Raw genomic sequence first — 22,979 nt, forward strand, 5'->3', positions numbered from 1 at the left:
GGGCCCCCAGGGGCCGGCGGGACCGCAAGGGCCCCAGGGCCCCGCGGGCGGACCTCCGGGGCCGCAGGGCCCCGCGGGTCCGCGCGGAGAGCAGGGCCTGACGGGTCCACGAGGCCCGATGGGCGTGGAAGGCCCGCGCGGCGTCATGGGCCCCCAGGGTTCGCAGGGGCCCATGGGCGACACGGGCGAGCAGGGCCTGCCTGGCGCGACGGGCGCGCAGGGCCCCCAGGGGCCCCGGGGCGACACCGGGCCGGCGGGCCCCATGGGCCCTGCGGGGGAGTCGCCGGAGATCTGCACGCCGGGAGAGTTCTTCTGCGAGGGAACGAGGCTGTGGGCCTGCACACGCTCGGGTACGGACGCCGTGCTGAACACGAAGTGTGCGGGTGGCACGACAACGAATCCCACGGGGTGCTTCACGACCGCCTGCGCCCCCGGCGACGCCGCGTGCTGCCGCACCGAGCGGCCCACGTGTCAGTGGACCATGAGTCGCCCCATCAGCAGCACGGGCGCGGGCTACGAGAACACATATGGCGGCTTCGTTTCGCCTGATCGCTTCTACTGCTACGCGCCCTCGAGCTGCCTCTCGACGAATTCCTTCACCGTGCAGATGGGAATCACGGGCAATGAGAGCGTCACCTGTGGCGCGGTCTTCTCGACGCTGATCATCCGGTTGACCCGGCCCATGACGGCGCCGGGGCAGGTCTTCACCCTGCCGACCTCCAGGGTGTCGCTCTCCCTGCTCACGGATGAAAATGCCCGGGACTGCTCGAACTGGACGGGCACCGTTACCTGGCATTCCGAGGTCCCGGCCTGGAGCGTCAGCGTCAACGCGACCTGCTCGGAGACGGGCAAGAGCCACATCCAGCTTGTGGGCACCTACAGCGGCGACACCTGAGCCTCCCACGGCCCGCCCACGCCCTGTCCTCACCCGGCTGGGCGTGGCTGTTGGACGCTGGAGCCGCGCCGGTCCGGACGTCATGCAAGGCCAGGACCGCATGGGGTGCTTTCCCCGGGATTCGGAGCTCGCGGGCGGACCTTGCCTCCACTCCGCAACCATCTCTCGCCTCAATGAGGGAATCAGGGCGTCAGGCCGCTTGAGTCATGGCCCCCACGTTCGTGGGAGGCCTTTGCTCGCGAGGTCCACGATGCCGTCCGTGTTGCGTCCGTCCTGGGTGCTGCTTTCCTCCTGCGTCCTGTTGCTGTCCACGCTCCCCGCCTGCGACGAATCCGACCCCGCTCCTGATGCAGGCACCTGGCTTCCCGAGGACTCGGGGGCGCCGGACTCCGGCGCTCCCGATGGGAGCGCGGAGGCGCCGTGGGATGGCGGCTACACCGTGCTGGAGGAACACGGTGACTGGATTGACCGGGGCCGTTACTCGCCATGCGACTTCAATCAGCAGGGAGACCCCACCACCATCCGGTGTGATGACCTGTCGCGCTACGACGTTTCGCAGTGCTCACCGGAGGCGCTCTCCCAGGTGGCGCAGCACGGCATCTACCTGGCCGACATGCGAGGTGAGCGCCTGCTGTCTGACGGAGGGACCCAGATTGCCCCCGACTTCACCACCTACCAGCTCTTCTCCGACGGAGGGACGGACACGCTCAACGGCCAGCCGTTGCTGACGCGGAACACGGACGGCGGGAGCTTCTTCGTCGTTGGCAGCCGCACCAATCCCTTCAATGGGGCCGTTACTGTCACCGCGCTCGCCGGCTGTCAGGTGCCCTCACCCGGCATCATCACAGGCTGCTACGCCCGCTGCACCAACGGAAGGTTCAGCCGGGCCGGCACCTTCGAAGCGTGGCGCATGCCCTCACAGCGAGGGGAGGGCGAGTCCTCGGGCGGGCTGCGCCTCATCTCCGCGTCCCCCGTCGCACTGGGGGATGCCGTGGACGTCTATGTCACGAAGAACCACGCCTACGTCGTCTCCATCGACGACCTCGGCGGCACCGGCAACGGCGGACTCACCGTCTTCGACGTGAGTGACAGGGCGCACCCCATCTTCAAGGCCTCCGTCAGTCTGCCGGGGGACTCAAGCTGGAATGGCGTGTGGGCCAAGGAGGATGCCCTCTACATCGCCGGCAACCGCGCGGGCGTCGTCGTCTATGACATCTCCAACCCCGCGCAGCCAGAGTACGTGCGCCACCTGCCCGCGGGGCAGTACGGGGCGCACACCGTGCTGGTGGATGGAAACCGGCTCTATGCGATGTCGCCCAGCGAGGTGACCTTCGTGCACGACGTCACCTCGCCGCTGGAGCCCGTCCTGCTCCAGCTCATCACCGTGCCGTCCGAGTTCTCCTCGGGGGGCGCGCACGACGCCTTCGCCTACGAGGGACGGCTCTACGTCAGCAATGGCTTCGGTGGTTACTCCATCATGGATGTCACCGACCTCGACAACGTGCGGCACCTGGGCCAGTACGTGCACGGCTTCAACGCCTACGCACACCACAGCGCCGTGGGGACCTTCGCCGGGCGCACCATCGCCTTCGAGGGCACTGAATTCAATGGCAGCCACCTGCGCGTGCTGGACGTCACCGACCCGGCGAACATCGTCAAGATGGGGGAGTTCCGCCTCAGCCCCGTCACGTCCATCCACAACCTGATTCTGAAGGGCCACCTGCTCTACATCGCCTGGTACCACGAGGGCGTGCGCGTGCTGGACGTGTCCAACCCCACGAAGCCGCGCCAGGTGGCGCACTACAACACCTTCCGTGAGAGCGACCCCGGCCGCACGGACAACCTTTTCGAGGGCACCTTCGGCATCCGAGTGCCCGGCGACGGGTACGTGTACGCCGCCGACTCCGTGCGCGGCCTGCTCATCCTCAACGAACTCTGAGCGTCCCACGGCGTCGCTGGAGCAGTGGGTTTGAGAGGTCGCGCCTCAGCGGGCCGCGGCCTTGGCGCGCTCGACCTGGCGCGCCCGGGCACAGCCTTCGTTGACGCCCAGGTCACACGCCTTCTTCAGGTCGGACAGCGCGGACTTGAGGTCCCGTAAGTGGTAGTGCGTCCCGCTGCGCTCCATATAGGCCAGCCCGTGGTCGGGATTGCGTTCGATGAAGGCATCCCAGAGCGGAAGGATTTCCTTGAAGCGCCGCTCGCGAGCCAGGGCGTAGTCCCGTTGCTGCACGGTGCGGAAGTCCTCCGCCCCCTCGCCTTGCTTCTCCTCGGTCCGTGCCTCCGCCTGCTGTGGAGATTTGACGACCCATGCGCGCCGCCGCGCCACCTCGGGGTTGCCTGGAGCGAGCTCCCCAGCCAGTTCCAGCAGGCCCAACGCTTCCTCGCGGCGTCCGGCCTTGTGCGCCTCCCAGGCGTCGTAGATGACCCCCTTCACCACGTGGTCCCGCAGGGCCCGTCCGTCCGAGTCCGTCGCGTCCAACCGCAAGGCGTGCAGGAGGTCCTTGCCCGCGGGTTCCCACTTCCGGCTGTTGGAGAAAATCCGAGCACGTTCGAAATAGACGGACGCACGAGCGGGCCGCAGGGCCACGGCCCGGTTCGCTTCCTCCAGCGCGGCGTCCAGGGCCTTGGTGCGGCGCAGTTGCTTCGCTCGAGCCAGCCTGAACTCCCAGTAGTCGCCGGCTGACAGTGCCTGGGCGAGCAGGACCAGTCCCTGGTCGTTCTTGCCCTGGACCGCCAGGTCGTGTGCCCGGTCAAAATCGGCAAAGCCGCGCAGGAAGCCTAACTTGGGGTGAGCAAGGCTCTGCGCCTCGGCGAAGGCTTCCATCTTCTCGTAGGTGCCGCCCCAGCGGGGGGTGAGTCCGTGGAGATAGACGGCCCGGACGTCCGCACACGTGGGGCACTGCTCCATGGCGCGAGTGTAGGCGTGCTCGCGAGCCTCGTCGTCGCCCAGTGCGTTCGCCACGTAGATGAGCGGCCGCGCCGCCGCGACCGCCTTCGGCTGGAGCGACCACGCTTGGACGAGATCGGGCACCGCGCGTTCGAAGGCCCCATGCATCCCGGCGAATTCCTCCTTCGCCGTTGCCGCCACGGTCTTCCCCCCGCGGCGCAGGTATCCCACCGACACCCAATGGGTCCCCCTCGCGAGGTAGGGCGCGAAGGAGCGCGGTGACGCTTCCACCCAGGCGTCGAGGAGCTCCGTCGATTCGGAGGAGCCGTTGCCGAGCGCCAGGATGCCGTCCGTCATCCAGTGCTCGTCCTGGGGGTTCGACTCCATGCCCCACTGGAGCTGCTCGACCGCCAGCGTCAGCTCCTCGAACTGGCGTCGGAGCAGGAGCGAGCGCAGTGCCACCCCGTCCACATGCCCTTGGGGGACTTTGCCCTCCTCGCGCCCGGCAGGCGTCACGATGGGAAGCCCTTGCGGCGCGGGGCCGGGGGCCGGTGTCAGGACGGGCTCCTGGCGCGCCGCGATGCGCGCTTCGACTTCAGCGCTCCGCGTTGCCCGTGAAGCGGTCACGGCAAGTCCGGCGCCCAGGCCCATTACGAGGACTCCCGCGCCGAGCGCGGTACGAAGAGATGGCATTGAGCCTGGCATCCTACTCAAGACAGGCCGCTGCGTGCCTTCCCGGCCGTCTTCTGGACAGGGACCGTGGACCGGGGCAGATGTGTGCGTACCGATGGCCTCCCGTCCTCCCTCCGTCCGTGCCTCCTCCCCCCGGACGCAGAAGACGAAGCAGCTCCCTGCCGGCGCCCGGCGCGCCGTGAGGAAGGATTCCAGTCCGGGCTGGGGCCGCTGGATGTTTGGCGGGTGGCTGCTGTTCGTCGTCTGGCTCAGCGTGGAGTACGTGCGGCTGCCCGACGTCCGCGCGCTTCAGACGCAGAACCCGCGCACCACCGCGCTCATCACGCAGCGGGCCGAGGAGGCGCTGGCGGAGGGGAAGAAGCCCCGTGTGCGGCAGGCCTGGGTGCCTCTGGCGGCGGTGGCGCCGCACGCGGTGGATGCCGTGCTGAGCTCCGAGGACGCGCGCTTCTACAAGCACGAGGGCGTGGATTGGATCGAGGTGGAGAACGCCCTCGAGCAGTCCGTGCGGAAGGCGCGCCTGGGCCGCGGTGCGTCCACGCTCACCCAGCAGCTGGCCAAGAACCTCTACCTCTCCACGGACCGCAGCCTCCTGCGCAAGGGCAAGGAGTTGCTGCTCGCCCGCCAGCTGGAGACCCATCTGTCCAAGCAGCACATCCTCACGTTGTATGTGAATGTGGTGGAGTGGGGAGAGGGCGTGTATGGCATCGAGGCCGCGGCGCGTGAGCACTTCGGTACCTCGGCGCGGGCGCTCTCCGTGGCACAGGGGGCGATGCTCGCGGGCATGCTGCCCGCCCCTCGCCGTTGGCTGCCCGCCCAGAAGCCCGAGACGCTGCGTATCCGGGCTGGCGCCATCATCGGGAGGCTGGAGCGCGAGGGCCGCATCACCGCGACGCAAGCCCGCGAGGCCCAGGCCGAACTCTCGCGCTTCTTCGGCGAAACCTCCGTGCCCGGCTCCGTGGTGGAGGCCATCTCCCGGCTGTCCTCGGAGAGCTGAGTCACGGCCCCGGCCTGGTTTGCCTCGAACGATGGGGTCCGCGCCGCGGGGGCCTCCCGCTACCTCGGCGTGTTGATGAGCGTCAGCCGGTGTGGCTCCGGCGTCGCCCAGTTCTGGGGACTGTTTCCAGACAGTGCAATCCCGTCGAGGATCACGTTGCTGTCGAAGAAGTAGAGTGCCCCGCCCTCCGCTGCCCTGTTGTTACGGAACTCGCCGCCGCGGAACGTCCATTGGTTGCTGGCCGGGAGGTGCGCGGTGTTGACCGCGCCGCCCACGCCTCCGAACTGGGTTCGCGGACCGGTGCATTCGTTTCCGTGGAAGATGTTCCCGGTGGCGACACCCGAGCTGGTCGGCGCAATCAGCATCAGCGCGCCGCCGAACGCGGGTGCCTTGTTGAAGCGGAACTCGTTGTGATTCAGGTTCACGTTCGCGCGTGAGCCAATCCAAAGCGCGCCACCTGCGTTCTCGGAATAGGAGCCCTCCGCGCCCGTGCCGTTCTCGCCGTCGACCTTGTTGCCGTACTCCAAGATGCAGTGTTCCAGGAAGTCCGACCCGGCGTCCGACGTCGCCGCCAGTCGCAGTCCAGCCCAGCCTCGGGTGGGATTGTTGGCGGTGAAGACAATGGGGCTGGCCGCGGTGCCCTGCGCGGTGATTCGCCCATGCACGGCGAGCTTGTGGTGTCCCATGAAAATGAGGTGGACGCCGGGCTCGATGGTGAGCCGGTTCCCCGCGGGCACCGTCAAGTCACCGGTCACGTGATACGGCGAGCCCGCGCGCGTCAGGGTGCGCGTCGTGAGGCTTCCGGAGAGATTCGTCCCATCGGACGTGCTCACCGCGACCGTGGTGCTCGCGGTGGTGCTGCCGCTCTCGTTGGTCGCTGTGAGTGTGTACGTCGTCGTCGCTGTCGGGCGGACCTGCACCGACCTTCCGGTCACCTCACCCACGCCGTAATCGATGGAGAGGTCCTGCGCGCCGGTGACTTCCCAGGACAACTCGGCGGACACGCCCGGAGCGATGGTCGCCGGGTTGGCTTCGAAGCGCAGGATGTTGGGGCGGTCCGGGACTGGATCCGGCGAGCTGCAGGCGGTGGCGACCGCGACAACGGACGAGAGGGCCAGGACGAAACGACGCGAGTGGAGCATGCGCCCGTTCTATCTCAACAGGGGAGGCCCGATAACCGGGATGGGAAATGGGCCCCACGCGCCGTCCCAAGGCCGTGAGGCCTGCGACAAACGGTCAGAGTGAGTGGCTCAGCATCTACGTTTAGATGTCATGGCCCGCGGAGCCGCTGTAGGTCCTGGACCAGGAGTCATGTCTGTGAATCAACATTCAAGAGCCAGCGGGTTCTCCTGGCGTGCCTACATCCACGTCGCGTCACACCGGGGACACATCGTGGCGCGCTCATACTCCTCTCGTGGGCCCTCGAAGCCGCAGGCGTAGCAGGTCCGCAGTGTCTTCAAGACATGCGCTGCCATGGCAGGCGTGGGCTCCGTGCTCCAACTGGGCGCGGCGCTGGCGGCGGGGAGGGGCATCCCCGGCTCCCAGACGAGCTCGCATTGCAGGTCGGACAGTGGCTCCAGGGGGCCGTCGACCACGGCTGCGATGAAGGCTGTCGGAAGCGTGGCCGCCGCGTGGCGCTTCACAGCCAGGCTGCCCGGTGAAACCTGGGGTCCTACCTTCATGTAGGCGGTGACACTCAGGCCTCCAGACAGCACGGTGTTGAGCAGCGATTCACCGAGGTCGATTCCCATGGAGACCTCGCCCGACACCGCCTTCATGTCACTCTCCTTGGGAATCTCCAGGGTGTCGAAGAGCTTCCACGCGGGCCGCACGCGCCCGGCGTTGGGGTGAAGACTCGACTCCACCTGGAAGTGGACTTCATCGAACTCCGGGGGCAGCTCGAGCGGAAGCAGCCACCGCACCACGCGGCCTCCCGCAAGAGGTGGCAGCGGGAACTGGCCCAGCATCCGGTGCGCGGAGCCCTGCTTCTGCCTGCCCATCACCAGCACGGACGACGGGGTGGTGGCGAGGGGCTCGAAGGCGGCCTGGAGCCACACGACGGCGGTGGCCTGCCCGAGTGGATTGCGAATCACGGGCTCCACGTGCAGGTGGACGGAGCCGAACTCTCGGGGTGGACGTCCGACGTGGTCGAGGACGTCCGCGTAGAAGTCATCCATGCCGCGCATCCTCGCCGAGCCAGCGGCGTACGGACAAACGGGAATGTCCGGCCTCACTCGCTGCCGCCACTCGTGCATGCGGCCATGTGTGGATGGTCGCGGTATCCAGGCGCCGGGACGGGCGCTCCGCCCATGGACGCCCCGGCCCGCGCAAGTAGGCCAGAACACGAGCGGGCAGGGCTGGTCCAACGGCTGCACCGGGAGCGGGACCCCTTTCACCTGAAGGTTCATCCCATGCAGCGCTTTGTCTCCTCCGCTCTTGTCGTCGTCCTGTTCACCGGCTGCGCCAGCTCGACGGTGATTCGCTCCAGTCCCAGCGGCGCCAAGGTCCGGTCGCGCTCGGGCGAAGTGCTCGGCCGGACGCCGTACGAGTACAGCGACTCGGCCACCGTCAACAACACGGAGAGCTTCACCTTGGAGTTGGACGGCCACGCTCCCGAGTACGTCACCATTCGGCGCGATCAATGGAGCGGGGCGCGCACCGCGGGCGGCATCGTCGGAGGACTGTTCGTCTTCCCCGTCTTCGCCACCCTGTTCTGGGCGGCGGACTACCGGGAGTCGTACCACGTAGAGCTCACCGCGCTGCCAGACAGCGAGCCAGAAGCGCCCGCGCCGCCTGTCCGGGCGCGCCGCGCGAGCAGCGAGAAGTCGCCCACTTCCCGTCGCTGAAGGGGACATGGTGGGCGCATGCGCGTCGTCCTCGATGTCCTGATGACAGCTATCCGGGCCCTGGTGTCTGCTGTCACCAGGGCCCGCGTATCGCTCGAGACGTGCCTCCCTCCAACTCATTGAAACCACAGGGGGGCATTGGCCACACCGTTCGACATGGGCATGGCACGTCGGCTGCAGTGGGACAGTCCATCGCTGTACTGACCCTTCCACCAGCCTTCCGAGGAGCCTCCCATGTCCCCCCGCCGCATCGGTTCGACCCCGCCCCGTACCGCGACGCTCCCTTCCTCCACGCGGCCCCAGTCCAAGCTTCCGGCGCGTGCGTCCACGCTCCCCGCCTCGACGCCCGCGGCGACGCCCACGCAGCCTGTGGCGACCGCGCCCGCGGTGACGGCCACCAAGCCCACGGTGACCCCTCCTGGCGCGACTGCGCCGGCGGCCACGGACTCAAAGCCCCTGAAGCACCCGGGCATGCCCGAGGGGGCGCCCTCCTACAGCCCCTGGGAGCTGAGCACGGGCCAGGCGTCGAGCGTGATGGTGAGCGGTGGTGACAACAAGCTCACGGCGCCTCCGGCCGCGAAGCAGAAGCTGTTCGTCGACAAGCCGGGCAGCCCCTTCCAGAAGGACACCTTTGGCGGAACGGTGAGCGGCAACGTGGGCTCGATGCAGGCCTCCACCTCGAGCTACAGCGGCAGTGGCGTGCACCATTACTCGGCCCAGGCGGAGCTGCGTGGGCCTCACGTCGGCTACGAACTGCAGAAGACGCACGCGGGCCGTCTGGGTGTGACCAGCGGCCAGGTCTCCGCCGAGGCCAACACGTTCAAGGCGCAGGCCCAGGTAGGTGTGTCGCTCGACAGGAACGAGCACGCCTACACGGCCGCGTTGACGGCCAAGGCGGAGACGGGCGTGGGCGTCACGGCGAGCGCGAGCCACGACTTCAACCGGCACGTGGGCGGGTACGTCAAGGGTGAGGCCTCCGCCTCCGCCTCCGCCTACGCCGAGGGCGTGGCCAGCCTGGACCCGAAGATGGGCACGGCGATGCTCTCGGGGCAGGTGGGCGCGGCCGCCACGGCGGGGGCGTATGTCACGGCGGGTGGCCACGTGGGCCGGCTGCACGGCTCGGTCACCGGGGGCGCGGTGGCGGGCGCGGCGGCCCAGGCGGGCGGCAAGCTCGGCCTGGAGAATGGCTTCCTCAAGCACTCCGCGGACGTCAACGCCGCCGTGGGCGTGGGCACCCACGTGAAGGCCGACGTGGCGGTCGACCTGCGTCACCACCTGAAGCCGGGCATCTCGGCGGGCCTGCGCCCCGCGCTCGCTGGCGCCACGAGCGTGGCCTCGCCCGCGAGCACCATCGAGCCGGAGAAGTCGCGCGTCGAGAAGTTCCTCGCCAAGGCCTTCCACAAGGCCTGACATGCCCGCCGAGCGGCGGCCTCGATTCCCGCCGCCTCCATACTCAGAAGCCCAGCAATCTCATTGGGTTGCTGGGCTTTTTCTTCGCCCTCGTGTCCTCATGTGCCCTCAGTGGTGCCTCTGCGGCGTCCGCGGGGGCAAGTCCCGAATCCTGTGTAGATGGTTCGGAGGGGGGCAGGGGAGGAAAGCACCTTGGCGGCATCGAATCATCGGCGTGTGGCAGCGGGTGAGCGGGAGCGTGGAGGAGTTCACGCCTCGAGCGGGACGGCGCGCGCTGGGCGCATGCATTGAGGCGCTGTCATTCGTGGGGGATAGTCGCGCCGATGCTCATCGGGATTCCCGCACTCGACGCGACGGACTGGTCACGGCTGGTACACGCCTATGGCCGCGCCACTGACACGCCTGAACACCTTCGTTCCCTGCTCATCGAGGACGCGGAGGCCCGCGGCGCAGCCATGCAGCACCTGTGGTCGGCCATCATTCATCAGGGCACCGTCTTCCCCGCGACGGCTCCGGTTGCACTCGTGATTCTCGGGTTGCTCGACGACGCGAGGCTGGATGCGGGCGAGGAGCCCGTTCGCGCGGAGTTGCTCTTGTTCCTGACGCGTGTGGTGGACGCCTTCGAGCGGAGTGGCGCGACGATGGAGGACCTGGAGTCGATGGCCCGGTTCGACCTGGGGCCGCTACTGGACGCGGACGACGATGATGCCATCTACGAGGACGAGGACGCCTCGAACGCGCTCCATGCGCAGTCCGTGCTGGCGTGTGTCCGGGTGGCGCCGTTCCTGACCCGTTCGCTGCTGGCCAACCTGGACCATGCGGATGCCCGGGTGCGGATGCACGCGGCGATGGCCGCCACCGCGCACGCCGCGTCACCGGCGTCGGACGTGCGGCCGGGCGAACTGGTGGAGCGGCTGACGGAGATGGCGATGCGGACGGTGGATGTGGCGGAGCGATGCTCCCTGCTCCTGGCGCTGGGGGAGCTCAACGTGTCCCTGGAGAACCTCCTGTCGGATGCGGAGCCCTCGGTGCGCCTCTGCGCGGCGATGGCTCCGTCCCTGGCGCGGAGCGAGGTCGCGACACGCGAGTTGCGCACCGCGCTGGAGCAGCATGCCGCGCACATCAACGACTGGTTCCCGGTGAAGCCGCCGCAGCTTCCGATGCAGCCGCGCTTCACGGTCGTCCAGCGGCTCCTGGAGCGCGTCCCCGACTTCGACCTCGTGGTGGACGCGGCCGTGGCGGTCGCGCGGACCACCAAGAAGTCCTGGGTGGACTTCGAGTGGGGCCCCCTCCTCGTCCACGCCTTTCCGAGTGGAGATGGGGTGGTGAGGACAGAAGCACAGCGGCGCTTCCTCGCCGCGCTCGTGGATGCCTCGCACCTCTGGGACCCGCGCTTCGGCAACGCCGGGGGGCACTTTCGGAAGGCGGGGCTCCCCTATGAGCGCGAGGCGTGCGCGAGGCTCGTGAGCACGGCGTGAAGGGGCGGGCTGCCACGCGCCTCTCGGCTCGGAGGACGCGGTTTGCTCAACCGTCCGAACGGAACACGAGGTTCGAGCTCCCTGCGTGAGCACGCTCCGGCCTCTCGCTCCGTCCCGGAGGGCACCGGGACGGATGGAGGCCGTGTCTCCTGGAGCGACCTCAGGACGTGTCGCCCTCGAGCTACTCTGCGGGGCGTGCCTCTCCCAAGCGGAGCAGGAGGACTTCGGACATTGGGCTCAGCAGCACCTGGACGCGCAACCGCGCCGAATCGCGGAGCCGTTCGCACCCGCGCTCACGCGGCTGCTCGCGGAGCAGGTTTCGCCACTGCCTGGCCGGGTGTTCCTTGGCGGGGCCGTTGGCTCACACTGGCTCCTGGGAGCCCCAGGAGCTGAGCGCGGATCGGTATAGCTGGGTGGTTGTGCATCAACGATGCAGACGCCTGTTTCAGTTGACCGCGTCCCTCAGCAGATTCCCGAAGGAGTCCGAGAGGCGGGGGCAGACCAAGCGCTCATGGTGACGCTTTTCAGTCCCGACCAATCCGGCAGACGATATGTGACTGTCGCGTACAATCCGGAGCCCTGTCGGGTCAGCAGCAACAGCGTTTAGGATTCAATAATGTCAGGCGGTGTATGGGGTCTCACGGGTCCACCCGCCGAATGTCTGCCCTGGAGTGGCTCCAACTCGTATGCATTGGGGATGCGCCGTGGCTATCACGACCCGACAGCCTGTCTTTCATGCAATGCGAAGTCTGCTGGGCATGGGCTCAGCCTCCAATGCAAAGAGTGTCGCGCCGAGCTCGACGACCGCGACGCAGGCGTCTGCCGCAGCCCCGGATTGGAGGGCGACGTCGGCAAACCTCATGGAGTCCTTCATCCAGTCCGGATACGTGATTGGCATCACCAAGCAGCGAGGACGGATGGTCAACGGGATGCGAAGATCAAGTCTCGCCTTCAGGAACTCCAGCAAGACCGCTGGGGCTGAAGCTGCCGTCGTCGGGGTGCCGTATCGGGGGCCCTCGCCCGCTTCCAGCGTCAGGCCAATGGGCAGCTCGGTAGGTGCGTCCAACTCCAAGGGCGGATGGGCTTCCGACCGGTGCGCCCAGGCCCCCCGTGTCAGGGGCCTGGGCAGGTCCGACTCACCGTCAGGTGAGCCGGACCGCGGTTACTTCCTGCCCTTGAAGGAGTCGAGCGAGGGGCAGTAGGTGGCGTACCCGTGGCCGGTGATGGCGCCATTTCCGTAGAGGCCATTCAAGTCGAAGGCCACGAAGTGCGATTCGGGAGGGGTACCGCTCAGGACGCAGGTGGGGCAGAGCGAGGCCGCCACAGGTGTGAAGGTGAGGCTCGTGCTGTGCAGGAAGTACGCAGTAGTGAGCGCGCCCTCGAAGTCGACGAGCGTCGCTGTCGGCTCGCCCGGCATGGATCCTACCTGCGGCGTTGCGTCCACCGGCATCCTCACCTTGTGAACGTTGACCAGCTGCGGCGGGAGCGGCGAATCCTCGGAGGGGCACTCACCCGGCGCGCCGTTGTTGAGCTCGATCCAAAGCTCCCACGGGGCCTCCGGGTTGTCCGTCTCTTCATATCCGAAGTAGGCGCTGGTCAAGACACGCTGGTTCTCGCCCAGTCGAATCGTGGTCGCGGTTTCCTGGCACTCGCCCTCGCAAACGGTGAACGGATCCGGGTTGGTGCCAGCGTCGGGGTCAGTGCCCCCGTCTGGGTCGGTGCCAGCGTCGGGGTCAGTGCCCCCGTCCGGGTCGGTGCCAGCGTCGGGGTCGGTGCCTGCATCCGGGTCGGTGCCAGCGTCGGGGTCGGTGCCTGCATCCGGGTCGGTGCCTGCGTCCGGCTCAGTGCCCGCGTCGGGCTCGGTGCCTGCATCCGGGTCAGTGCCTGCGTCCGGCTCGGTGCCTGCGTCCGGCTCGGTGCCTGCGTCGGGCTCAGTGCCCGCGTCGGGCTCGGTGCCTGCATCCGGGTCAGTGCCTGCGTCCGGCTCGGTACCTGCGTCCGGCTCAGTGCCTGCGTCGGGCTCGGTACCCGCGTCCGGCTCAGTGCCTGCGTCCGGCTCGGTACCCGCGTCCGGCTCAATGCCCGCGTCCGGCTCAATGCCCGCGTCCGGCTCGATGCCTGCGTCGGGCTGAACACCCGCATCAAATCCCGCGTCCGGCGTCGGATCGACGTCATCGGAGCCACAGCCGGAAAGTGCGGGAGCGACTGTGAGGGAGAGTATCAACAGGGAGCGTATCGAGAGTCGCAGGTTCATTTCGTTGATTGTCACGGGTTTCTCGCGGAGATGCGAGGGGGCCCGGCCTTCTGCGTCACAGCTTCGTTGCATCGAGGCGGACGTGTCCACATGCCGCGAACACTGTTCCGGGCCGTCTCAAGTGCTTAACGCCGTGCTTTCACGATGTTTCCGGGACTGGCCTGGATGCCCAGCAGCATCCAGGCGTCAAGACGGACGAGCACACCGGAACACATGAAAGGCCGCACCGAGGAGTCCCTCAGCGGAAGCACCGCTGATGTGCAGACTCAAATCATCCCATCCCAACCCGCACGACACCGGCGGAGCGCGTCGTGGATGGCTTCCGCGAAGTCCGCGGGCAGAGGTCCTTTCTCCAGCGTCCGGATGTTCCGCTGCAGGTGCTCAAGCCTCCCGGTGCCCACGATGCACGTGGACACGCCAGGGGCGTGTGCGGCGAAGCGCAGGGCCACATCGCTCCAGTCCAACCCCGCGCGTCGAGTGCCAGGGGCCGCATCCGGTGCCAGCACTGCATGGCCTGATGGAGCCCCGCATCAGCTGGAGTTCACTGCATGTCACAGGGGTGTTGACGCGGCGGCGCGATGCACCACGGCCTCCAGGGAAGGTCGCCGGCGTGCGAACCCGCTCGCCTGCTTTCCCTCGCGTCCGGCACCATCTGCCTGGCTCGACTTCGGTTCATCACGAGTGTTCGGTGCCATCGGAAACAGTTCTCAACTTGCGCTGGATTCGTGGCTTGCTCCGCACCTGTATCGGTTGGTGCGTGCAGTCGCTCCCGGGAGCAATTAGAGCCCGATGCACGCCATGAACCCGTTCCCCGTGTATCGCGTCTCAGGCCTGCTCCTTGTATTCGCGCTCGTCTCAGGAGGCGACGCAGGCGCGGCGCCCGCGGATGCCCCCCTGGCGTCGAAGGAGTGCGTCGAGGCCGTTCCCGCGGAGCCCCGGCTCCTTGTGCCGGAGCTCGTGCACCCGCCTCGCCGCGCCATCTGGAACGCGCCGGACGGAGGAGGGCGCAATTTCGTTGTGCCCATCGTGGAGATGGGCGCCTTCCACGCCATCTTCTGGGGGACGGCGAAGCTCCTCGGCAAGCCCTACGCGGACATCTCGCTGGAGACCATGCGTCGCAACGTCTCCAATGGCTGGGCGTGGGACGAGGATGCGTTCGCGACCAATGCGCTCGGGCACCCCTACCAGGGCTCGCTGGCCTACACCGCGGCGCGCTCGAGCGGCTTCGGCTTCTGGGGCTCGGTCCCGTTCACGGTCGCGTCAAGCGTGCTGTGGGAGCTGTTCATGGAGTCTGAGACTCCATCCACGAACGACCTCATTACAACGTCCATCGGGGGCGTCGTGCTGGGCGAGGTCCTGCATCGCACCGCGCTCGCGATTCTCGACGAAGGCGAACCCACGGTGGCGCGCTCGGTGCTCTCGCTGCTCGTGGAACCCGTGGGCGGCATCAACCGTTACCTCTTCGGCCGCCGCAAGAACGACTTCCTCCCGGTGCAGGGGAACTTCCTCCAGTTGATGGCCGGCTTCACGAGCAACGTCGACAACTACAACGACATCGACGGCACGCGCTTCGATGTTCCCAACAAGATGGAGGGGCACCTCGGCGTCGAAATGGTCTACGGCCCCCCGCAGCTCACCACGGGCGACTATGACCAGCCCTTCGACTACTTCACGCTCACCGCGCGCATGGGCATCTCGCGCGACACGCTGACGGTGGGCTTCTTCAGCCGAGGGCTTCTCTACGGCGACCGCTTCAAGTTCCGCTCGATTTCGGGACTCTGGGGCTTGATGGCGGGCTACGACTTCGCCAACCCGAACACGCTGCGCGTTTCCACGGTCAGCCTCGGCATCGGCGGCGTGGCGCAGGTTCCGCTCACGCCTCAGCTCACCCTGGACGTCACCGCGAACATGGCCGGGGTGCCGTTTGGCCATGGCGGCGGTCTCACCTCGCCGGAGTCCGCCCGTGACTACCACTTCGGGCCTGGGGCGCAGTCGGCCTTCGAGCTGAGCCTGGTGCGGCGGGGTGTCGGGCGCGTCGGCGTGTCCGTGCGCAACTATCTCATCTCAGGCGCCTTCCTCGGAGAGGGCGTGGAGCTCATCACCTATGCCACCGCGCGTGCCGAGCTCCTGCTCGCCGGGCAACACGGCGTGGCGCTCGAAGCCTTCGTTGCCAATCGCGAGGGCGAGTTCGGCAGCGTTTCCGACACCATCCGCCAGCGTGCGACGCAAATCCGTCTGCTTTGGACGGTCTCGAAGGGCTCGGGCTTCGGGACGCGCTGAGGACCCGCGGGAGCGAATTCCAGCCCGAGCGCGACTCCCACTGCTCGCGCTGGCCGCCCGGAGATGCCAGGTGGAACTGCAGTGGCGGCTTGCGTACGTTCAGCCCCTGATGTCCGCGTAGGTGGGGCCCGCCGATGCCTGCTTGACGTAGGCACAGGCACGAAGCCGACCCTCGTGGTGTCGAGGGCCGGCTCCATTACCGACAGTTCAGCGAACTTCGAACTCGTAGATTCGCGTCGCTGGGTCGCTGTTCTGAGTCGGCGTCGTCACGTTGAGCCGGATGTAACGCGCCGACGTCGCCGTGATTGCATGGGTCGAAGTGCTGCCAGTGTTGTTGCTCACCGTGACGGGCGTACTCCAAGTGGACCCGTTGCTCGACGTCTGGATGGTGAACGCTCTGCTGTTCCAAGCCGTCGATTCACCGCCCGCACCCGCGTGCTGGATCGTGAAGCTGCTGACGGTCTGCGCCGAACCGAGATCGACCTGCATCCACGCCGGCGAGGTCAGTGAGCAGAACTTGTCGGTGGTGCCGCCCGAGACGCTGCCGTTGACCGCCTTGGCGGCCGATTCGGTGCTGTTGCAGGGGGCTGAACTGGTGGTGGGCCTGTTCAACGCCAGATTGGCGTAGCCCGAACCGACGGACACCGCCTGGGACTTCGTATGGCTGGCGCCGCCGTTGTCGGTGACGGTCAGGGTGACGTTGTAGCTGCCGGCGCTTGCATAGGTGCGCGAAGGGTTGGTCGCGGTGGAGGTGCTGCCGTCGCCGAAATTCCAGCTGCGCGAGGTGATGGTTCCGTCCGCGTCGGTGGACGCATCGCTGAAGGTCGCGGTGAGGCCGCTGACGGTGACACCGAAGTTCGCCACCGGCGGGGTGTTGCCGCTGACGGCGGTGTTGATTGCCGCCGCATACTGCGCGCTCGTCCCCTGCGCGCTGCACTGCTGGATGTCGTCGTACAACCACATGAAGCCGCCGCTGATGCCGGCGCTGGTCTTCCAGTTGCTCATCCGGGTCTGCACCGTGGACGGGCTGTCGCCCGACGCGCAGCCGCTGCCATTCCTGGACCACAAGCCGGGGGCGACAGTCATGCCCATTGCGGTGTTCCAACTCGCCGGGTTGTTGCCGGCGCCGCCGGCGTACACTTGCAGGTAGATTCTATCGACGGCGCTGCCGAGGTTGTTCCTGAGGTTCCGCCAGAACGTCTGCTGCGTGTACGGCGCGAAGGTGATCTTGTAGCCCATCCCGATGAGCATCTGGCTGAAGGTCGTGGTCGGGGCCAGGTCGTAGGCGCTTTCGTCGTCGAAGTTCACGGCGTCGGCGCCGGTGGCGGCCTTCAGCGCCTGGAAGTTCCTGTACAGGATGCTGTTGCTTCCGGTCCCGCAGAAGATGGTGGTGCCACAGCCGGGCGCGGTGCCGTTGACCAGCCGAATCATGCGTTCGAAGTCCGGAACACCCCAGGCACCGATCGACACCTCGATGCGATTGACCGAGGTCGGCGCGGTCTTCAGCGTGGCCAGCCGGGCCGGCCAGGCAGGGTCGCCCATGTAGGCGCCGTTCTTGACCACCGGAATGTCGTTGTAGATCAGGTCACCGTTCTCCTCGATGTGGAAGCTCCACAGGATGACCGTGGTGAAACCCGAGCCGCGCAGGTCGTTCATCACCGCCGTCCCGCCGGAATAGAACGGGCCGCCGCCGTAGATCGCCGAGTACGCGCTTGCGTCTGGCGCGGCGACAGTCAGGGCGAGCGCGACGAGTGTTGGCAACAGGCTGCGGCGAGAAAGGGTCGGCGCGGACTGATTCGATTTTGACATGGAATGCTCCTTGGCATTGCGCGTCGTGGACGATGCGATGGCCGGAGAACCGTGTCTGTGTGTGAGCCATTGCGCTCGTTCATGCCCAGGCGCTCTCCGGGTCGCCAATGGCAGCGACGGGCCGACATTGCGAGTGGCGACTCCAGCGTGTCAATCTTTGGGTTGATTCAAGTCAGGCAAGAACGTTTAAGCGCGGGTGTCTGCTTGGGGCGTGAACCAGTTGGGTGGACGGGTTGATTCCGCCGCAGCCCTTCCAAATGGGGCGGCGCTACCGCATGGCGTGAAGGGGGAGTGGCTCAAGATGTGAGTGTTGAGTAGTGTTGATTCGAATTTGCTGGCTTTGTGGCGTGGTCTTGAATCGCGTGCGGTTCCATTCAACTCTATTGGGAGGGGTTGTGGCTGGACTGTCCGCGGTACTCTTGACGTCGATGGGACTGATGTTGGGCGCGGGTGAGCGCGTTTCTGAGCCAGAGAAGTCAGCTGCCCCCCAGGTCGAGGGCGCGGATACTGATTTTCTCTGCTTGGAGAACGCTCTGTATAATTACTACAGCGACGCACCTTCACGACATGGGTTGGGGAAACCTATTGTGAGTGTCGCCGTCTGGCGGCGCATACCGGGACGCGCACCCAATATGTCGATGTCGTGTATGCCGAGCCTTGTTTGGGTGAGGCTCAGGACTGTGCGCCGACGGTTGAGTGATGGGAGTGTGTGCAAGTTGGACGTGAGTCGAGCCGTCTCTCATGGGACTCACCCCAGCGCCCTGCAGGAGGGCTCATGCGAGGGATGGTCGACGGCGACCTCCCCGCGTGCGCCCGACCGGCCCTTGTCCACCGTGTAGCGGCGTGCACAGGTGTGCTGCGACCGCGCCACCCATTGCACGCCCGGGGCTTCTCGGAAGGGCCAACGGCGCTGGCATTCTTGGTGCATTGCCGAAGACACTCGTGAGACCGGGGGCGCGTCGCCGCGGACTCTCGAAGGGGTTGGCCATGGCTGCAGTGTCTGTGATTCTCGTTGTCCTCCTGTTTGCGGGGGCTTTCGTGGGGGGACTCATCCTCATGCTCCAGAAGCACCAGCCCCGGGGCCTGAGGGTCCTCGGGGGCGTCATGGCACTCGGCACCGCTGTGACGGTGGGGGGCTTGGCTTGGCTCGTCCACCTGATCAGCTCCACCAACTTTTCGAAGGGGAGGGTCCTTCGCCTGCGTGGACGAACGCGCGTGGCTCGCCGGGCGCTGGGGGCGGGCTGGGCGGATGACGCCGTTCCGGATGTTTCGGGACTCACACCCTGGCAGCGAACGGTGCTCGGGGAGGTATGGATGTACTCAGCGGGCCTGGAGCATGCGTCCGTTCCCGCCTTCTCGAAGTTGTCGCTCAAGCTCTCCGCGTTGGGGGCGCCCTCGGAGCTCCTGGAGGACTGTCACCTGGCGGCGCTGGATGAGATTCGTCATGCCAGGCGGTGCTTCGCGCTCGCCAGCGCCTACTCGGGGGTGGGCTGGACGGCGGGAACGATTCCGGAGCTTGGACAGGGAAGTACGCGGCCTTCCCCGATGGATTCAGGAGACACCTGGGCCCGGCTGGTGCGCGGTTCGCTGCTGGATGGATGTCTGGCCGAAGGGATGGCCTCCCTGGTCGCGGGCGAAGGCGCGAGGCGGGCCGCAGACCCTGTCGTGCGGGAGACCTTGTCGGTCATCTCCGAGGACGAGGGGCGGCACGCGGAGCTGGCCTGGGACGTCATCGCTTTCGCCCTGAAGCGGGGCGGCCGGAGTGCGAAGGACGCGTTGCGCCAGGCCCTCTTGGCGCTGGAGTCGCAGCAGACGCCCGCGCTCCCTCGCATCCCGGGCGTCGACGAGGACTTCCTCGCGCGAAACGGCGTCCTGCCCCAGGTGGAACTGGGGCGACTGATGGCGGTGTGCATCGAGCGGACGCGCGCCCGGGCGGAGGCGCTGCTGGAACCGTCGAACCTCTCGATGCGGCATGGCCCCAGTGACTTCCAGGGGGCGCCCGCTTCGTCTTCGCGCGACGCGGTGCCCATGGAGGCCGCGCCGCGCTGCTGACCGGTGTGCGGCGTGGGAAGTGGCACCGGCCGGCTGCCAAAGGCGCCGTGGTCAGGGGCGAGACTGGCGCGTTAGCTGCCGCATGGGCCATTGCCCAGGTACATCACCCATTGGACTGGCCATCACTTGGTTGATGCGCTGCTCACGCGACCCGTAGGGCGCATCCAGAAATTCTTCGGGGCAGGCCCGTGCGGCGGCCGCCCCCATGTGGTGCCCCTCACGCCCTCAGCTGGCCAGTTCCTGGGATTGAACTGGGGGGCTCTTGGGCTCACCGAAGGACATCAGCCGACGGTGTAGCGGCGTGAGCAGTCCGAGGAAGATCACCAGCACGCCGGTGACCTGCAGGAGCCGCTCGATGGAGACCACTTCTGCCAGGGGCCCGAAGAGCAGCATGGACAGCGGCATCAGCACGGTGGAGAGCATGGCCATCACGCTGAAGACGCGGCCCAGGTAGGCCGGCTCCACGCGCTCCTGGAGCATCACCGTGGCGGGCGTGTTGTAGAGCGGCAGCGCCACGCCGAAGAGCCCCATGGCCGCCAGGTACACCCCGAAGTGAGGCACCACGCCGAGGGCCACGGTGCACGCTCCCATGATGAGGTTGGATGCGACCATCGTCCGCATGCGGCTGTTGAAGCCGCCCCACGCCGCGAGCGCGGCGCCCCCCAACATCATGCCCACCGAGAAGACCATTTCGATGGCCGTCAGCCTCCACACCTCGTCCCCGAAGCTTCGCGCCGCCTGCAGCGGCGTGAGGAATGCGGCCGGAGTGATGAGGACCGTGATGAATCCCAGGTAGCCGAAGAACGGCACCAGGTGCGCGTGGCCGCGGATGTAGCGGAAGCCGTCTCGGATCTCCGTCAGCTGCGAGGCCCCCTCCTGCTCCGGCGCGCGGGGGCGCGGCTCTACCTGGACGAAGAGCGTCACCAGGGTGATGGCCAGGGCCGCTGTCACCACGTCGATGTAGAAGAGCACCTGCAGGGGGGCCACGGACATGAGGAAGCCGGCGAGCGCGGGCGCCCCCAACATGTTGACCGAGTTGAGGGTGCCCTGGATGCTGTTGACCCGCATCAGCTGGTCCTCGGGCACCAACTGCGGCAGCAGCGCGGCCACCGCCGGCTGTTGAACGGCCGACCCCACGGAGCGGATCGCCGCGGCCAGGAAGAAGAGCCACAGCTCCGTACCGCGCAAGGTGAACATCACGGCCAGCGCCAGGGTCACCAGCGCAATCATCGCATCGGCGAGGACGATGAGCTTGCGGCGGTCGTACCGGTCGGCCCAGACGCCCGCGAAAGGCGAGAGGATGAACGCGGGCAGGAAGCCGGCCACGATGTAGAGCGTCATCATGACGCTCGAGCGTGTCTGCAGCGTCACCTGCCACATGAGCGCGTACTGCACCAGGGAGGAGCCGAGTAAAGAGAGGGCCTGGCTGCCCAGGAAAAGGGCTGTGTTGCGCTTCCAGGAAGCGTGCATGGCGCGCACTGTAGTCGCTGGCTGGGTATCAACAACCACACCGGCCTGGATAGTGATGCACTAGTGGTGTCATTTGATTTGACCATGAGTGATGTCCGCTCAATCAATAGACTCCTCGGGAAAGACTTCCCAGGCGCGGAGGGAAGTAGGCCCTCCTGGATTCGGACCAGGGATCAATCGGTCATGAGCCGGGGTGGGGCGGGTTGGCACGGGCTCGCAGGCCCTGTCATTGGCTCGCAACCTGCGGAAAAGACTGATGCTGCGCAGGGGACGTGGGCAGCGCCGGTTAGCTCCAGGCGCGAGACTGCGGCCATTTCTGGTCCCCAAGCAGGAGAGGAGGAGGGGAGGGTGGCACCCCAGGCAGCGGCCAGGAAGGAGCCGAAGAGGGAGAGGACGGCGCGTGTGGGAGGGCCAGCCCAGGCCGCGTGGTGTTGAGGCTCAATCCATCGCCAACAGGCCCAGGCCCCTGCCGCGCCCCTCGTGGGAGGGGGGCCTGGACAGGCCGCGCAACCCCTTGCGCCGCCTCGAACCGCTTGAGCGCATCAAGGAACTCAGGCCGAGGCGAGGATGCGCCTTGCTGCACCTGGAAAGGGATGAAGTGACGGGCGAATCTTGCGGCGTGTTTGAATTGTGGTTGGTGACGACCAGGAATCACACTGGGGCTCGTATTGCGTTTGGCGATTCTGGCCGATTTCCCATCAGGAGAGAGAATGTTCGGAGCCGTACGAATTTCCCAGCTCGTTTCAGCCCTCGCGACCGCCATCGTCACGCTGACCGCGGCTCCGGCCTTCGCGGGAATCGTCTTCTTCGATACGACGGCGTCGATGCGCAGCGCTGCGGGGTACCCCATTACGAACACCATGGACGTGGACTGGGCGTACGCGAACCGAAGCGCGGAAGCGGTGTGTGCCTGGGCCGGGTATGCGCGAGGTGTCTACACGGGGGCGCAGTTGGGTGAGTTGATGGGGATTCATTGCTTCACCGAGGACATGGTGGGATGGCAGGACATCCCCTACGACGTGGGTCTGTCGGCATGGTGGGAAAGCACCGTCACGCCAATTGGTGCGCAGAAGTCCTTCCGGGCCGAGGCGGCCGCGCACGAGGAATGCGGCACCGGCACGTCGGGCATTACCTATGACACGGGGTTCCTTACCGGACACCACAACAGTGTGACGGACAACATGGGGCTGGTTTGCATCAATGCCTCCAGCTCGCAGCAGAAAGGTGCCTACACGAACGACACGACCTTCCCCGCCATGTCCACTGGCTTCAGCCTGACTTCGCCATGGCCGGCTGTGCGCAGTGTCGCGAACCAGGTGTGTCAGCATCATGGGTTCGAGACGGGCTTCGCGAAAGGAGCTGCGACCTCGGGAACGGCGTGGGTCCTGTATGTGTGGTTCACCTGCATCTCGTGATGCCGCGCTGAAGCTCTCTTCCGCGAGGCTGAGACAGGCATGACGTGGAGGGGGGGCCATGCGGCTCGCCCCTCGCTCCGTTTTTCGACGGGGCCCCGGTGTCAGGGCCGGGCTTGCCAGGTCAGCCATCCGCTGAGGGGACGGCGGTCGCTGTGCAGTCGTTGAGCAAGATGGGCTCGAAGAGGGGAGCGGCGCGCACGCGCAAGCCCGATGCGGCAGCCGTCTCGCATCTCCAAGCCAGGCGAGGCTGCCCGAGCGTTCGTCTCATGGGCGGTCTCCCACCGCCCCGTGAGATGGTTGTCTTCAACGCCGTTGCATGGGTGTCTGGGGGCTGAAAATGGTTTCGCTGTTTGGTTCGAAATTATGGCTTGTTGTTGAGGTCCGGGACCTCGTCACCCCTTGGTTGAGGAGTTCAAGAATGAAGTCACAGTCTGTGGTTGTGGCCCTTGCCTCGCTTCTGTTCGTCGCTTGCGCAGGGCCCGAGGGTGGGGGGGAG

16 protein-coding genes are annotated in these 22,979 nt (G+C 67.1%); 9 read left to right on the forward strand and 7 right to left on the reverse strand.

What is annotated here, in order from left to right; genetic code table 11:
- The first annotated feature begins 118 nt into the window (after positions 1–118).
- Positions 119–895 (forward strand): collagen-like protein, encoded by a 777-nt coding sequence (locus F8M74_RS38575; RefSeq protein ID WP_216620448.1) that lies wholly within the window; start codon positions 119–121, stop codon positions 893–895.
- A 250-nt stretch (positions 896–1,145) separates the two neighbouring features.
- The gene (locus F8M74_RS30580; RefSeq protein WP_141257709.1) at positions 1,146–2,834 is read left to right on the forward strand and encodes an LVIVD repeat-containing protein; all 1,689 of its coding nucleotides are present in this window, start codon (positions 1,146–1,148) and stop codon (positions 2,832–2,834) included.
- 45 nt (positions 2,835–2,879) lie between these two features.
- Here the strand turns inward: F8M74_RS30580 and F8M74_RS30585 are convergent, their stop codons facing one another.
- Positions 2,880–4,475, reverse strand: coding sequence for a DUF4034 domain-containing protein (locus tag F8M74_RS30585; RefSeq protein WP_228560534.1), 1,596 nt, complete (start codon positions 4,473–4,475; stop codon positions 2,880–2,882).
- 94 nt (positions 4,476–4,569) lie between these two features.
- Here F8M74_RS30585 and mtgA point away from each other — a divergent pair, with 94 nt between their 5' ends.
- Positions 4,570–5,469 (forward strand): monofunctional biosynthetic peptidoglycan transglycosylase, encoded by a 900-nt coding sequence (gene mtgA / locus F8M74_RS30590; protein ID WP_141257707.1) that lies wholly within the window; start codon positions 4,570–4,572, stop codon positions 5,467–5,469.
- 59 nt (positions 5,470–5,528) lie between these two features.
- Here mtgA and F8M74_RS30595 read toward each other — a convergent pair whose 3' ends face one another.
- Complete coding sequence (locus F8M74_RS30595; RefSeq protein WP_141257706.1) at positions 5,529–6,611, reverse strand: hypothetical protein; 1,083 nt, start codon at positions 6,609–6,611, stop codon at positions 5,529–5,531.
- A 216-nt stretch (positions 6,612–6,827) separates the two neighbouring features.
- Positions 6,828–7,646: a hypothetical protein gene (locus F8M74_RS30600; protein ID WP_141257705.1), complete on the reverse strand. Its 819-nt coding sequence runs from the start codon at positions 7,644–7,646 to the stop codon at positions 6,828–6,830.
- 234 nt (positions 7,647–7,880) lie between these two features.
- Between F8M74_RS30600 and F8M74_RS30605 the strand changes: the two genes are divergently transcribed.
- The 3 genes from F8M74_RS30605 (at position 7,881) to F8M74_RS30615 (ending at position 11,203) form a co-directional block, all read left to right on the forward strand.
- On the forward strand, positions 7,881–8,315 hold the full coding sequence (locus F8M74_RS30605) for a hypothetical protein (protein ID WP_228560536.1): 435 nt from the start codon (positions 7,881–7,883) through the stop codon (positions 8,313–8,315).
- 234 nt (positions 8,316–8,549) lie between these two features.
- The gene (locus tag F8M74_RS30610) at positions 8,550–9,725 is read left to right on the forward strand and encodes a hypothetical protein (protein WP_141279680.1); all 1,176 of its coding nucleotides are present in this window, start codon (positions 8,550–8,552) and stop codon (positions 9,723–9,725) included.
- 323 nt (positions 9,726–10,048) lie between these two features.
- Positions 10,049–11,203 (forward strand): hypothetical protein, encoded by a 1,155-nt coding sequence (locus F8M74_RS30615; RefSeq protein WP_228560538.1) that lies wholly within the window; start codon positions 10,049–10,051, stop codon positions 11,201–11,203.
- A 1,162-nt stretch (positions 11,204–12,365) separates the two neighbouring features.
- On the opposite strand, the gene F8M74_RS30625 is transcribed toward F8M74_RS30615, so the two are convergent.
- Together F8M74_RS30625 and F8M74_RS30630 are read right to left on the reverse strand one after the other, a co-directional pair.
- Positions 12,366–13,472 (reverse strand): MSCRAMM family adhesin SdrC, encoded by a 1,107-nt coding sequence (locus F8M74_RS30625; protein ID WP_228560543.1) that lies wholly within the window; start codon positions 13,470–13,472, stop codon positions 12,366–12,368.
- Between the two features lie 251 nt (positions 13,473–13,723).
- The gene (locus tag F8M74_RS30630; RefSeq protein ID WP_141258532.1) at positions 13,724–13,963 is read right to left on the reverse strand and encodes an aldo/keto reductase; all 240 of its coding nucleotides are present in this window, start codon (positions 13,961–13,963) and stop codon (positions 13,724–13,726) included.
- A 292-nt stretch (positions 13,964–14,255) separates the two neighbouring features.
- Here F8M74_RS30630 and F8M74_RS30635 point away from each other — a divergent pair, with 292 nt between their 5' ends.
- On the forward strand, positions 14,256–15,737 hold the full coding sequence (locus tag F8M74_RS30635) for a DUF3943 domain-containing protein (RefSeq protein ID WP_228560540.1): 1,482 nt from the start codon (positions 14,256–14,258) through the stop codon (positions 15,735–15,737).
- 207 nt (positions 15,738–15,944) lie between these two features.
- On the opposite strand, the gene F8M74_RS30640 is transcribed toward F8M74_RS30635, so the two are convergent.
- Entirely contained in the window at positions 15,945–17,546 is a 1,602-nt protein-coding gene (locus tag F8M74_RS30640) for a PKD domain-containing protein (protein ID WP_228560542.1), read from the reverse strand.
- Between the two features lie 1,314 nt (positions 17,547–18,860).
- On the opposite strand from F8M74_RS30640, the gene F8M74_RS30645 reads away from it, so the two are divergent.
- On the forward strand, positions 18,861–19,598 hold the full coding sequence (locus F8M74_RS30645; protein ID WP_194857021.1) for a hypothetical protein: 738 nt from the start codon (positions 18,861–18,863) through the stop codon (positions 19,596–19,598).
- Between the two features lie 225 nt (positions 19,599–19,823).
- On the opposite strand, the gene F8M74_RS30650 is transcribed toward F8M74_RS30645, so the two are convergent.
- The gene (locus F8M74_RS30650; protein WP_141258529.1) at positions 19,824–21,068 is read right to left on the reverse strand and encodes an MFS transporter; all 1,245 of its coding nucleotides are present in this window, start codon (positions 21,066–21,068) and stop codon (positions 19,824–19,826) included.
- A gap of 710 nt (positions 21,069–21,778) precedes the next feature.
- Between F8M74_RS30650 and F8M74_RS30655 the strand changes: the two genes are divergently transcribed.
- Positions 21,779–22,483 (forward strand): hypothetical protein, encoded by a 705-nt coding sequence (locus F8M74_RS30655; RefSeq protein WP_141258527.1) that lies wholly within the window; start codon positions 21,779–21,781, stop codon positions 22,481–22,483.
- Positions 22,484–22,979 lie beyond the last annotated feature (496 nt).

The organism is Myxococcus sp. CA023 (genome assembly GCF_010998615.1).
Taxonomy (GTDB): domain Bacteria; phylum Myxococcota; class Myxococcia; order Myxococcales; family Myxococcaceae; genus Myxococcus.

What these genes read in the sequence shown, in the direction of transcription:
- F8M74_RS38575 (WP_216620448.1), top strand. Translation starts at nt 119, where the DNA reads ATGGGCGTGGAAGGCCCGCGCGGCGTCATGGGCCCCCAGGGTTCGCAG.
- F8M74_RS30580 (WP_141257709.1), top strand. Translation starts at nt 1,146, where the DNA reads ATGCCGTCCGTGTTGCGTCCGTCCTGGGTGCTGCTTTCCTCCTGCGTC.
- F8M74_RS30585 (WP_228560534.1), bottom strand. Translation starts at nt 4,475, where the DNA reads ATGCCATCTCTTCGTACCGCGCTCGGCGCGGGAGTCCTCGTAATGGGC.
- mtgA (WP_141257707.1), top strand. Translation starts at nt 4,570, where the DNA reads ATGGCCTCCCGTCCTCCCTCCGTCCGTGCCTCCTCCCCCCGGACGCAG.
- F8M74_RS30595 (WP_141257706.1), bottom strand. Translation starts at nt 6,611, where the DNA reads ATGCTCCACTCGCGTCGTTTCGTCCTGGCCCTCTCGTCCGTTGTCGCG.
- F8M74_RS30600 (WP_141257705.1), bottom strand. Translation starts at nt 7,646, where the DNA reads ATGGATGACTTCTACGCGGACGTCCTCGACCACGTCGGACGTCCACCC.
- F8M74_RS30605 (WP_228560536.1), top strand. Translation starts at nt 7,881, where the DNA reads ATGCAGCGCTTTGTCTCCTCCGCTCTTGTCGTCGTCCTGTTCACCGGC.
- F8M74_RS30610 (WP_141279680.1), top strand. Translation starts at nt 8,550, where the DNA reads ATGTCCCCCCGCCGCATCGGTTCGACCCCGCCCCGTACCGCGACGCTC.
- F8M74_RS30615 (WP_228560538.1), top strand. Translation starts at nt 10,049, where the DNA reads ATGCTCATCGGGATTCCCGCACTCGACGCGACGGACTGGTCACGGCTG.
- F8M74_RS30635 (WP_228560540.1), top strand. Translation starts at nt 14,256, where the DNA reads ATGAACCCGTTCCCCGTGTATCGCGTCTCAGGCCTGCTCCTTGTATTC.
- F8M74_RS30640 (WP_228560542.1), bottom strand. Translation starts at nt 17,546, where the DNA reads ATGTCAAAATCGAATCAGTCCGCGCCGACCCTTTCTCGCCGCAGCCTG.
- F8M74_RS30645 (WP_194857021.1), top strand. Translation starts at nt 18,861, where the DNA reads ATGTACTCAGCGGGCCTGGAGCATGCGTCCGTTCCCGCCTTCTCGAAG.
- F8M74_RS30650 (WP_141258529.1), bottom strand. Translation starts at nt 21,068, where the DNA reads ATGCACGCTTCCTGGAAGCGCAACACAGCCCTTTTCCTGGGCAGCCAG.
- F8M74_RS30655 (WP_141258527.1), top strand. Translation starts at nt 21,779, where the DNA reads ATGTTCGGAGCCGTACGAATTTCCCAGCTCGTTTCAGCCCTCGCGACC.